General features: G+C 46.5%; 9 protein-coding genes. 7 read left to right on the forward strand and 2 right to left on the reverse strand.

Annotated elements, in window-relative coordinates; translation table 11 throughout:
• The first annotated feature begins 183 nt into the window (after positions 1 to 183).
• The 6 genes from FS373_RS14355 to FS373_RS14380 all read left to right on the forward strand — a co-directional run bounded on the left by FS373_RS14355 (position 184) and on the right by FS373_RS14380 (position 6,908).
• The gene (locus FS373_RS14355) at positions 184 to 2,148 is read left to right on the forward strand and encodes a RecQ family ATP-dependent DNA helicase (RefSeq protein ID WP_144046384.1); all 1,965 of its coding nucleotides are present in this window, start codon (positions 184 to 186) and stop codon (positions 2,146 to 2,148) included.
• Positions 2,149 to 2,313: 165 nt separating this feature from the next.
• Positions 2,314 to 4,083 (forward strand): DUF885 domain-containing protein, encoded by a 1,770-nt coding sequence (locus FS373_RS14360; RefSeq protein ID WP_152829698.1) that lies wholly within the window; start codon positions 2,314 to 2,316, stop codon positions 4,081 to 4,083.
• A gap of 238 nt (positions 4,084 to 4,321) precedes the next feature.
• Complete coding sequence (locus FS373_RS14365; RefSeq protein ID WP_144046386.1) at positions 4,322 to 5,005, forward strand: response regulator transcription factor; 684 nt, start codon at positions 4,322 to 4,324, stop codon at positions 5,003 to 5,005.
• 152 nt (positions 5,006 to 5,157) lie between these two features.
• Positions 5,158 to 6,285 (forward strand): M14-type cytosolic carboxypeptidase, encoded by a 1,128-nt coding sequence (locus tag FS373_RS14370; RefSeq protein ID WP_144046387.1) that lies wholly within the window; start codon positions 5,158 to 5,160, stop codon positions 6,283 to 6,285.
• A gap of 27 nt (positions 6,286 to 6,312) precedes the next feature.
• The gene (locus FS373_RS14375) at positions 6,313 to 6,630 is read left to right on the forward strand and encodes a zinc ribbon domain-containing protein (RefSeq protein WP_144046388.1); all 318 of its coding nucleotides are present in this window, start codon (positions 6,313 to 6,315) and stop codon (positions 6,628 to 6,630) included.
• The gene (locus tag FS373_RS14380; protein WP_144046389.1) at positions 6,627 to 6,908 is read left to right on the forward strand and encodes a YeaC family protein; all 282 of its coding nucleotides are present in this window, start codon (positions 6,627 to 6,629) and stop codon (positions 6,906 to 6,908) included. Before FS373_RS14375 ends, FS373_RS14380 begins: the two co-directional genes overlap by 4 nt.
• A gap of 154 nt (positions 6,909 to 7,062) precedes the next feature.
• Here the strand turns inward: FS373_RS14380 and ansA are convergent, their stop codons facing one another.
• Both ansA and sppA read right to left on the reverse strand, forming a co-directional pair.
• Positions 7,063 to 8,076: an asparaginase gene (gene ansA / locus FS373_RS14385; protein ID WP_144046390.1), complete on the reverse strand. Its 1,014-nt coding sequence runs from the start codon at positions 8,074 to 8,076 to the stop codon at positions 7,063 to 7,065.
• A gap of 188 nt (positions 8,077 to 8,264) precedes the next feature.
• Positions 8,265 to 10,106, reverse strand: a complete 1,842-nt coding sequence (sppA, locus tag FS373_RS14390) for a signal peptide peptidase SppA (RefSeq protein WP_144048941.1) — start codon at positions 10,104 to 10,106, stop codon at positions 8,265 to 8,267.
• A gap of 166 nt (positions 10,107 to 10,272) precedes the next feature.
• Between sppA and FS373_RS14395 the strand changes: the two genes are divergently transcribed.
• The gene (locus tag FS373_RS14395; RefSeq protein ID WP_152829699.1) at positions 10,273 to 12,318 is read left to right on the forward strand and encodes an FAD-dependent oxidoreductase; all 2,046 of its coding nucleotides are present in this window, start codon (positions 10,273 to 10,275) and stop codon (positions 12,316 to 12,318) included.
• The last annotated feature ends 147 nt before the right edge of the window (positions 12,319 to 12,465 follow it).

Genomic DNA, 12,465 nt, shown 5'->3' on the forward strand with positions numbered 1-12,465 from the left:
TAGGTGATGTCAAAAGAGATGCGTTGAAAACTAAGTAACAGCGAAAGTGCAGCTGATTTTCTGTGTAAGTTGAGATTCATCTTGTTAGTTTTCTAGAAAAATCCGTGATTGAAGCCATTTATCATGGTTAAGCTTGTACACTAGGGTTTTAAGAGCCCGTTTCTCTATATTTAGGCGCATCACATGTCTTCAAATGCTATCACTTCCCAGTCTTATCACTTGTTACAATCATATTTTGGCTTTGAAGCGTTTAGGCCAGGTCAACTTGACGTTATCAATGCTATTTTGAACGGGCAGAGCGCTGCTGCGATTTTTCCGACCGGTTCCGGCAAGTCTATCTGTTACCAACTCCCCGCTATCGCCTTGCCTCACCTGACATTAGTGGTGTCGCCATTATTGGCCTTGATGCAAGATCAGCTGGCATTTCTTAAGCAGAAGGGGATTAGTGCGGCAAGCATAGATTCCACCCAGAGCCGGGAGCAAGCCAATGAAATCATGAGGGGGATAAGAAGTGGTCAGATTAAAATATTGATGATCTCCGTCGAGCGCCTCAATAACGAAAGGTTCAGACAGTTTATCTCAGAGATCCCCCTGTCTTTGTTGGTGGTGGATGAGGCGCACTGTATCTCAGAGTGGGGGCATAACTTTCGGCCCGATTACCTTAAACTACCCCGCTATCGACAAGAGCTTAATATCCCACAGACCTTACTCTTGACTGCCACAGCCACCCCTAAGGTGATTGAGGATATGGGGGATAAGTTTGGCATAGCTAAAGACAATGTCAGCTTAACTGGTTTCTATCGTGCCAATCTTCACCTGGCCGTACAGGGCGTTAAAAGCGCAGATAAACTTGATATCTTGTGCCACTGGTTACAGCCCAGACAAGAGCTGTCAGGCATCATCTACGTCACCTTGCAAAAGACTGCCGAGCAGGTGGCCGATCACCTTAGAAGCAGAAATATCCCGGCAATAGCCTATCATGCCGGCATGAACTCAGATGTCCGCTCAAAAATTCAAGATGATTTCATGTCAGGTAGGCAGCAGCTTATTGTGGCGACTATTGCTTTTGGCATGGGGATAGATAAGAGCGATATTCGCTACGTGGTGCATTATGATTTGCCAAAATCCATTGAAAACTATGCCCAGGAAATTGGCCGTGCTGGTCGTGATGGTGGCGATTCTGACTGTCTGGTGTTAGCCAATGGCGATAACTTAAGCACACTGGAAAACTTCGTCTATGGCGATACACCAGAATCTTCAGCCATTGCTATCGTGCTCGATGAAATCCTTAAGGCGGCGCATAGCCAGAGTGACAACAAAGGCCAGGAGTGGGAACTGGTGCTCAATAGCCTGTCCGGGCAATCAAATATTCGCCCCTTGTCTCTAAAGACCTTACTGGTATATCTCGAGCTGTTTAATGTGATCAAGCCCACCTACAGCTATTTTGCCGAGTATAAATATAAATTACTCAAAGGCGAAGAGGAGATCTTGGCCGGTTTTAACGGCGAGAGGCGTGATTTTGTTCACGCCATTTTTAACAGTTCAGATAAAGCTAAGATCTGGTTTAGTGTCAATTTCGATAGGCTACACCAAGATTATGCCAGTGATCGCCAGCGTGTACTCAAAGCCATTAATTACCTGGATGAAAAAGGCATGATCGAGCTTCAGAGTAAACAGATGACCCAAGTCTATGACATTCTAGATCCTAATTTCTCTGCACAATCTCTGCAGTCTTCTCTGTTTGAGCGATTTAGCCAAAAAGAGCGCAGTGAGATAGAGAGAATTAACCATCTGGTGTCCTTCTTTACGTCTGATTCATGCCTCAGCCAACAACTGGCTCACTATTTTGCCGACAGGAACATGACGGCTGCTTGTGGCACTTGCAGTGTCTGTCTGGGTCAACTGGCCGTATTACCGCCGCAACCTTACCTTCGTTCCTTAAATGAGCTCGATTTTAATGCGCTTACCCAAGCTGGCATCATAAAACTGGATAAGGCGTGCAGCCCGGTACTCTTGTCACGATTTCTGTGTGGTTTGACGACGCCCATATTCACTCGTCTCAAGATGAGGGCATGTAAAGGCCATGCTTCTTTGGAAAAATATCCCTTCGGCGAGGTAAAACTTTGGGTTGAGTCTAATCTGACCTAGATTTCAGCACAGTGTCAGGCGTTGAAATTGTAAATCTCTATGACATATCAATGCCCGATGCTGATATTTCTCATCATACGTGTTCTACTGTTTGGTGCATTTCTAGTGTCAAGGTGGGAGTTCTCCCACAAAAAATAATAACGAAAATATATATTGGGAATAACAATGAAAAAAGCCACATTATCGCTAGCCATAGCCTTATCTTTTGCCGGATTAGGCGGATGCCAAACGCAGGAGGAAACCTCAGAGACTCCTGAGGCACAGGCCAGTCAGCAACAGAATTTCGCAACATTTTCCAGCCAGTTTATTGACGATTTATGGAAAGAGTCACCGACTTGGGCGCTTTACAGTGGTTTTCACCAATATGATGGGGTGCTTAAAGTACCCAATGCCAAGAATCGTGAACTGTCTTTAGCCTTTAACCAGAAAGAGTTGAGTAAGCTCGCCTCTTTCGATCTAGACAAGTTGTCGGCTAATGAGCTGATCGATTATCGATTGATTGAAAACTTACTTAAAAGAGACATCTGGGAGATCAAGCAGTTTAAGTCCTGGCAGTGGGATCCCTCTTCATACAATGTTGCCGGCGGCTTCGCACAGCTGGTGAACGAAGATTTTGCTCCCTTGGATACCCGTCTACGCTCGGTGCTCGCCCGAATGGAAAATGTGCCAGCTTATTATCAAGCGGCCCAGGATAATATTGAATCGCCAACGCTTGAGCATACTCAATTAGCGATAATGCAGAATAAGGGCGCCTTCTCCGTTTTTTCTGATGAGCTACTGACTCAGGCAAAAGAGTCTGGGTTAACAGCAGATGAAAAAGCCTTGTTCGAGACGCGCTTTAACGCATCGACGCACGCTATCAATACGCATATTCAGTGGCTGGATGGGTTAGAAACACAATTAACTCGGGATGGTGCGCGCAGTTTCAGAATAGGTGAAGCCCTCTACGAAGAGAAGTTTGCCTTCGATATTCAGGCCGGGATGAGTGGCAAAGCCTTATATGAGAAGGCCAGTGCCGACAAGGTTCGGGTACAGGACGAGATGGCAAAAATCACCTCTAGGCTTTGGTCTACGTATTTTGACACAGCTATGCCTGCAGATAAAAACACCGCCACCAAGCAGTTGATCGATAAATTGTCATCTAAGCATGTAAAACGCGATGCGTTTGTCGATGAAGTACGCGCACAAATCCCTGAACTCATTGCATTTGTGAAAGAGAAGAAGCTAGTCACCTTAGATCCCAATAAACCTCTGGTTGTGCGTGAGACGCCAGCCTATATGCGTGGTTTTGCCGGGGCGTCAATCAGTGCGCCTGGTCCCTATGAGAAGTCGAGTAACACTTATTATAACGTGACTCCTCTCGATGGTATGAGTGATGAATCGGCAGAAAGCTATCTGCGTGAATACAATCACTGGATCTTGCAGGTGCTTAATATTCACGAAGCCATTCCTGGTCACTACACTCAGCTGGTTTATTCAAATGAGTCGCCGAGCATGATAAAGAGCTTGTTTGGCAACGGCGCCATGATCGAAGGCTGGGCCGTGTATTCTGAGCGTATGATGCTCGAAGAAGGTTACGGTAACTTTGAGCCTGAGCTGTGGTTGATGTATTACAAGTGGAATTTGCGGGTGATAGTCAATACGATCCTCGATTACGGTATACAGGTACAAGGCATGACCGAAGAGCAGGCGCTGACCTTGATGACCCAAGAAGCCTTCCAGCAGACGGCCGAAGCCGAAGGTAAGTGGAGGAGGGCGACGCTGAGTCAAGTACAGCTGACCAGTTACTATTCAGGTTACCGCGAGATCTATGATTTCAGGGAGGAGCTTAAAATGTCTCAAGGCGAGAAATTTGATCTTAAAGGCTTCCATGAGCAATTTCTAAGTTACGGCAGTGCCCCTGTTAAATATATCCGAGAGCTGATGATGAAATAACATTGTAAGCGAGCAGGTTGAACTATTAGGGTTCGACATTCTGTTTAAAAAGAGTGTTCAAAAAAAGACCAGGCATTAGTCTGGTCTTTTTTTTGCCTAGTTATTTAACAAGGTGCTAACCAATGCTTTTAGTTTAAATAACTAACACAGCTCACATTTAAATAAAAAACAACTGGAATAAAAATAATAGCTATAGTAGTGTTAATGATAACGGTTCGCATTCGCAATGTTTGGTGAGATGAGCAACATATTATTGGTCGATGATGATCTAGTGTTTAGGGAATTACTTGAGGAAGCGTTAGAGGCTGAAGGACACAATATCGTCTGTGCTGAGAATGGTTTTGAAGCATTGGCAATATTAGAGGAAGACCTCCCCGATATTATTCTGCTAGATATTATGATGCCAAAATTAGATGGATTTGGTTTATTGGCTGCAAGGAAAGATCAGATCCCTGTGATAGTGATTTCTGCCATCGATAATGAAGATGAAAGAATAAAAGGCTATGAACTCGGGGCCGATGATTTCCTTACAAAGCCTTTTAGCGTAAAGGAGCTTTTAGTCCGCATGATAGCATTACAACGTCGCGTAGAATTAACTCGAGCAGAGCAATTTACTGTCAGCCCAAGCTCTGACACTGAAGTTAAATTTGACGATACTCAATATTGTGTTTCGATAGCATCGAGAAAGGTTACCCTTACTCAAACAGAATTTAAATTGTTTAAGTACCTGTTTGAACGCAAAGGGAAAGTGATCACGAAACAGGAATTACAGCGCAGTGTACTGCACAAAGATCTCGGCAGGTTCGATCGAAATCTGGATATGCATATCAGTAACACTCGCCGTAAATTAGCCGATACCCAGCTACCAAAAACTCTGATTAACACGGTCAGAGGACAAGGGTATAGCTTTGCTAATTGGTGAACCGGTTTAAATAAAGGATACAAAAGCCACATTCGATGTGGCTTTTTTGTTTTTTAGCTGCCCCATTGCACATTTTCGTTTATCCTATAGGCCATTTATTGAGTCACTAGGTTCAGATGACTCATTCTCTCAGATTAATCAAAGGAAGACCTATGCGGATCAGTGCTAATTTTGATGGTGGAAACATTGAAGTCATCAATCAAGATGATATTAATGATGTGCAGTTAGCCATTCGTCCGGACGTTGGTGGAGAATTTTACCAATGGTTCAACTTCCGCCTCGAAGGTGAAGTGGGTAATCGATATCTGCTTAATATTGTCAACGCTGGTTCTGCTTCCTATCCAAAAGGATGGGAAAACTACCAAGCCGTCGCCACATACGACAGACAACAATGGTTTAGACTGCCCACAGAGTATAAAGATGGCAAATTGACCATAGCGGTCGATCTCGACTGTGATGCGATTCAAATTGCCTATTTTGCCCCATACAGCTACGAGCGTCATCAAGATCTACTGGCCGCAGTGCAAGTGCACCCTCTCGTGAGTCTTGAGCATCTGGGTCTGACACTCGATGACCGAGATCTGACCTTAATCAAGGTGGGTGATGGCGACGAGTCGAAGGCAAATATCTGGATCACCGCTCGTCAGCATCCGGGCGAGACGATGGCCGAATGGTTGGTAGAAGGCTTTATCAATAATCTGCTCGACGGTGATTGTGCCAATGCAAAGGCATTATTAGACAAGGCAAACTTCTATATTGTGCCTAATATGAATCCGGATGGCTCGGTGAGAGGGCACTTGAGAACCAATGCTGCCGGCGTCAACCTTAATCGTGAATGGCTCAGCCCGTCTCTCGAGAAGAGCCCGGAAGTATTCCATGTCACCAACAAGATGAAAGAGACTGGCGTGGATCTGTTTTATGATGTTCATGGCGATGAAGGCCTGCCTTTCGTCTTCCTTGCAGGCTGTGAAGGCGTCCCTTGTTATAATGATAAGATGGCAGCATTGCAGCAGAAATTTATCGATACACTTAAATTAACCAGCGCCGACTTCCAAACTGAGTTCGGTTACGACAAAGATGAGCCTGGCAAGGCAAATCTAACCGTGGCCTCTAACTGGGTCGCTGAAACATTCCAATGTTTGTCTAATACATTGGAGATGCCATTTAAAGATAATGATAATTTAGCAGATCCTATGTCGGGATGGTCTCCTGAACGCTCAATCTACTTAGGTGAAGCCTCACTCACGGCGATGTTAGCCGTAGTGGACGAACTTCGCTAGGTCACTCATCATAAATTTGAGGTAACGATGGCATTAATTAAATGTCCAAGTTGTCAGAAACGGATCTCGAGTAAGGCGACAACATGCAGCTTCTGCAATGCAGACCTAACCGGTAATACTGACTCATTGACCACCATCAGTCATATTAAGCGTTCGAATCAGCTGATGAACCACAGCATGTTGTCTATGACCTTGTTTATAGCGGGAGTGGTGATCTGGTTTTGGGGAGGGGAGCCTGCCCAAGGGATTAGATCTTACATCGCCGGTGTGTGTTTTGTGCTGGGTTTTGTGGGCTACATGATCACTCGCGTGAGAATGGTATTGCATAAACGGAAAAGTGTATGACAGATATAAATAAGATGATCGATGAGATGCCCCATGTCGTCTATGAGAGACTGGTTAGCGGCGTCGAGTTGGGCAAGTGGGAAGACGGCACCGTGTTGTCACAAGCGCAGCGTGACTCGACTCTGCAGTTGGTGATGCTGTATCAAGCGAGAAGATTGAACCAAACGGATCATTTAACGGTGAACTCTGCCGGGCAGCTCAATGAATTATCTAAGTCTCAGCTAAAGAAACAGTTCAAAGGTGAGTCCATCGCCGAGTTTAAAGAGAAAGACCTATAATAGATCTGCTACGCATCTCTATTGAGAAGGTGAGTAACCAAATAGCAGTTACTCGCCTTTTTTCTTTATTTTCTGGCTAATATGCGCAGCATATTATTGCTAATCTCTCATACTTCAATAAACATCGAGTTCACAGTAAGGTTTCAATGGGAGATTAATCTTCGCTCAGCTCGCCAACCAGATCCTGCTGCATCGCCTCTCTCACTTGTGTAGGGGACAAGGGCTTAGACAGTAGGTAGTGTAACTTAGCCAAAGCGGCTTCCGTCGTCATATCCGAACCACTGATCACACCCGCCTCTTGCAGGGCATTCCCCGTCGCATAGCCCGACATATTGACCTTGCCCTGTAGACATTGAGTGAGGTTAACCAAGACTATCCCACGTTGACTCGCCTGTGACAGCACCTTAAGCAGCGCTGGATTTTGAGGGGCGTTACCGACCCCATAGGTAAGCAAGATCAGTGCTTTGACCGGTTGCTGTAAGATGTTCTCTATGATATCGGTGGTGATGCCCGGATAGAGTGTCACTACGCCTATTGGTTGGGGACTGATGGTGGCGACATCTAAAGGCTTATCCGACGGCTCAGCTATTTTCCCGGCCTTCATGTGGATCTTGATGCCTGCTTCGAGTAATAAGGGAAAGTTAGGTGAGGCGAAGGCGCCGAAACCATCGGCATGAGCCTTGGTCGTCCTGTTTCCCCGAAACAGCTTGTTATTAAAGAATAGGCACACTTCGGCGACCGGGTAATTAGCGGCGATGTAGAGTGAATTTAACAGGTTGGTTTGACCATCGGATCTGAGCTGGGCTAAGGGGATCTGAGACCCCGTGACAATCACAGGTTTTGAGAGGTCTTGTAACATGAAGGACAAGGCCGAAGCAGTGAAGGCCATGGTATCTGTGCCGTGCAAGATCACGAAGCCATCATACTTATCGTAGTTTAACTTAATATCATTGGCGATCATCTGCCAATCTGTCGGCGCCATATCCGATGAATCGATCAGTGGACAATATTCCTGGATCACGAATTGTGGCATATCATCATGGTAGAACTCAGGCATAGCCTTGACACAATCGGTGAGAAAACCTGCGACAGGGGCGAAGCCATGGGAGGTCTTTTGCATGCCTATGGTGCCGCCTGTATAGGCAACATAAATGGAACGTTTGGTCATGGTTATATTCAGGTGGACGCTATTTGGCTGAAGTATACTTGCTTGGTGAGCTTCACCCAATGGTTTCCGCTATTTAAATTCGTATCTGTATAGGGTCCAGAGTTAGACATTAAAAAACCCGAGCAGGCAGAGCCTGATCGGGTTTGTGTTTGTTGAACAGCCTGTGGTTAGACTCTGTTACCTTGAGATTATAGCGTACAGTTATCGCAGAACAGGTACATGCCATTAGGATCATCGAAGCCATTGAACTCTTCAATCACACCGGACCACTGAGTCAGTACTTGTTCTATGATTGAATTATCCATGCTGCTCTGGGGCAAGTAAGCGGCGGCCGATGCGAACATCTCTTGGATAAACATCTCTTGTGGGCTCAACTCTTGTTCTATGATTTGACTATCGAAGTCTTCCAGTCCAGCCATTTCAGCGGCCTTGGCAACGGCATTGTCCAGATCGCCAAGCTCATCGATAAGTCCTAACTTGAGTGCCTTACGGCCGGACCACACACGTCCCTGGGCTATGCTATCTACATCTTCCAGGCTCATGTCACGTTCTTTAGCGACCAGAGAGATGAAGTCATGGTATCCACGCTCGATATGACGTTGAATGACGCTCTTAATTTCAGGAGTTAAGCCTTTGGCTACCGAAATACCCGCCCACTGTGAGGTGGCGACACCATCTGTGTGTATGCCTAAGCTAGAGAGCGAATCTTCGAAGGTGGTGATCATGCCGAAGATGCCGATGGAGCCTGTGAGTGTCGTAGGAGTGGCATAGATGTAGTCGGCGCTCGCCGAGATCCAGTACCCACCCGAGGCGGCATAGCTGCCCATGCTCACGACGACGGGTTTACCGGCAGTCTTGAGTGCCAGGACTTCTTGACGGATCTGCTCAGAGGCAAACGCACTGCCACCAGGGCTGTCTACGCGCAGTACAACGGCCTTGACCTTATCATCAAATCTGGCCTTGCGAAGTAGCTGGGAGGTACTCTCACCACCAATTTGACCAGCGGGCTGATTGCCGTTGAGTATGGTGCCTTTCGCCACTATGATGCCGACGGTATCATCGATGAAGAGATCCGGTTGAGTCGAAATGAGCGACTGATAGTCATACAAGCTTACTTGCTTGTAGCTGTTGCCTTCTGCGGCTTTACCCACTGTGTCTATCATATCGAGTCTAAAGGCTTCTGCAGAGGCTAATTCGTCTACCCAATGCATGTTGATTGCCATATCTGCCGATTTACCATCGGCCTTATCTAGTTCACGCAGGTAATCTTCTGCATCGAGTACCAGCTGCTCTGGCTTGATGTTGCGGTTACTTGATACCGTGGCTGCATAACTGGCCCAGATATCATTGAGTAATTCAGTATTGGCTTTTTTAGCGGCCGGTGACATATCGTCGCGGATATAAGGCTCTACTGCGGACTTGAAGGTACCTACACGGAAAATATGCGCATTGATTTTAAGCTTATCTAACGCAGACTTATAGTACTGACGGTAGCGACTCAAGCCATTTAATTCCACGCTACCCTGGGGATTAAGATAGATGGTGTCGGCGAAGCTGGCTAAGAAGTATTGATTCTGTCCGTACCAATTGGCTGTCGCCATAATCGGTTTTCCCGTTGCTTTAAAGCGGGTCAAAGCATCACCAATAGATTGAAGTTTACTTATCCCAGTCCATCTGAGGTGACCCATGTCTAATACGATAGCAGAGATACGCTCATCGGCGGCGGCATTATCGATGACATTGAGGATATCGGCGAGTAATATCTCACCCGAGCCATCGTTATTCTTGCTGCTTTTCATGGCCGCTTCGATGGGGTCAACTTGACGTTTTTGTTCAACGACTGAACCGGCTAAGTCCAGGACTAGGGCTGAGCCTGATTCAACCTGAACATCATTATCGACACTGACTGCGACGATAAGCATGGCGAGGAAACCGAAAAAGAACAGATTAAGCACCAGTTTTCTAAATCCGTTGATACTTTTCCAGATTAGCTGAAAAATTCTTTTAATTAATGAGGGTTTAGCGGACATCATCCACTCCTTTATTACTTCAATATCACTATGCTAACTGAAAAAATGCTAATTGGGTTAATTGAATTGTAAAGGAATCTGATAAAACCTTGGTGGCGCTAGAGTTGAGCTTAGGAGAAACAAGAGGTATGCTGATTTGAATCACTTGTTTAAAAAGGATGTTTGAATGTCGTTTCCGCATTTATTAGAACCCTTAGATCTGGGCTTCACCCAGTTAAAAAACCGTGTGCTAATGGGCTCCATGCACACAGGTTTAGAAGAGGAAAAGGGCGGTTTTGAGAAACTGGCAGTATTTTATCAAGAACGTGCTCTAGGTGGAGTAGGTCTGATCGTCACTGGCGGGATCTCGCCAAACTTACGTGGCCGTCTTGCGCCTAACGGCTGCCAACTCAGTTTCCCCTGGCAAGTGTCTAAGCATAAGAAGATCACCAAGGCGGTGCATGACGCTGATGGCAAAATTTGCATTCAGCTGCTCCACGCCGGCCGCTATGGCTATCATCCTTTTTCTGTAGCGCCGAGCAAGATTAAGTCGCCTATTACCCCTTTTACGCCGACCGCCATGTCAGCCAGGCAAATTCGTGGCACCATCAAAGATTATGCGACCTCATCTGCCTTAGCGAAAAAGGCGGGCTACGACGGCGTAGAAGTCATGGGCTCCGAAGGCTATCTCATTAACGAGTTTATCTCAGCCAGCACTAACGTGCGTGATGATGATTGGGGCGGCAGTTTCGACAATCGGATTAAATTTCCACTGGAGATAGTTCGTAGCATACGCGAGAAAGTTGGCAAAGATTTTATCATCATTTTCAGGCTATCCATGTTGGATCTGGTTGACAACGGCTCCTCATGGGAGGAGGTGGTTGATCTGGCTAAGCGACTCGAAAAAGAGGGCGTCAGCATCATCAATACCGGGATTGGTTGGCATGAGGCCAGAATCCCCACCATAGCCACCAGTGTGCCAAGAGGCGCGTTCGCCTGGGTCACAGAGAAACTCAAATCTGAAGTTTCGGTGCCGCTCATCGCCACTAACAGAATCAACACACCGGAAATTGCCGAACAGATCATCGCATCGGGTCAGGCCGACATGGTCTCCATGGCGAGACCTTTCTTAGCCGATCCGGACTTTGTCAATAAAGCCGCGGCTAATACGCCTGAACTTATCAATACTTGTATCGGTTGTAATCAGGCGTGTTTAGACCATGTGTTTGCCCGCAAACGTTCGACCTGTTTGGTTAACCCCAGGGCCTGTTATGAGACAGAGCTCAATTTCACACCGGCGCAGAAGAAGAAACGTATAGCGGTTATGGGCGCTGGACCTGCCGGCATGGCATTTTCTATCTACGCCGCCACTCGAGGCCACGAAGTGGTTTTGTTCGAAGCTAAATCTGAAGTTGGTGGCCAGTTTAACCTTGCCCGAAAAATTCCGGGTAAAGAGGAGTTTGACGAGACCATACGTTACTTCAAGGCCCAGATGAAGCTCAATAAGGTCGAGTTAAGACTCAATACCCGTTTGGACGCCTCAGTGGTTCGGGATGAGAAGTTTGATGAAATTGTGATGTCATCGGGTGTGGTGCCAAGAGAGCTCAAGCTTGATGGCTTCGATGATCCCCGCGTCGTGGATTACCAGCAAGTGCTAAAAGGTGAAGTGAGCTTAGGTAAACGTGTCGCCTTGATTGGTGCCGGCGGAATTGGCTTCGATCTGGCTCATTTCATCTGTGAGGAGGAGTCTTCAACCTTGCAACCGGATAAATGGTTAAAGCAATGGGGCATAGATAAAGAGTATAAACACAGAGGGGGTCTGCGCCATGCCGATGATGCTAATGCTCTCGAGACTGAAACTGAGAACGGGCCTGAGGCCCATGAGATCTATTTACTGCAACGTAAGAGTACTAAGATGGGCAAAGATCTGGGTAAGACCACGGGATGGATCCATCGCTCTGTGCTGAAACAGCATAAGGTCAAAATGAAAACCGGGGTCAGCTACCGTAAGTTCGATAATCAGGGCTTGCACATATCGATTGATGATAAAGATGAGATATTAGCCGTGGACAATGTGGTTCTGTGTGCCGGTCAGGTATCCAATCGCACCTTGCTCGAAGAGATGCAAGCCACAGGCCTACCGGTTCATCTCATCGGTGGTGTCGACGTTGCGGCCGAACTGGATGCGAAACGCGCCATCAGGCAAGGTGCCGAGCTGGCCATCGCGTTATAACACAGATTGGTATAACAGGGTTTCAAGCTGGTAATTAAAGTCTGATAGAGATGTATCGATTCTGTCAGGCTTTTTTGTGTCTAATTAATCAGGATTAGGTTTGTTCCAGGATTATCACAGCGGCTGATATATAGAGGGCACTTACCG

The organism is Shewanella sp. YLB-07 (genome assembly GCF_009377275.1).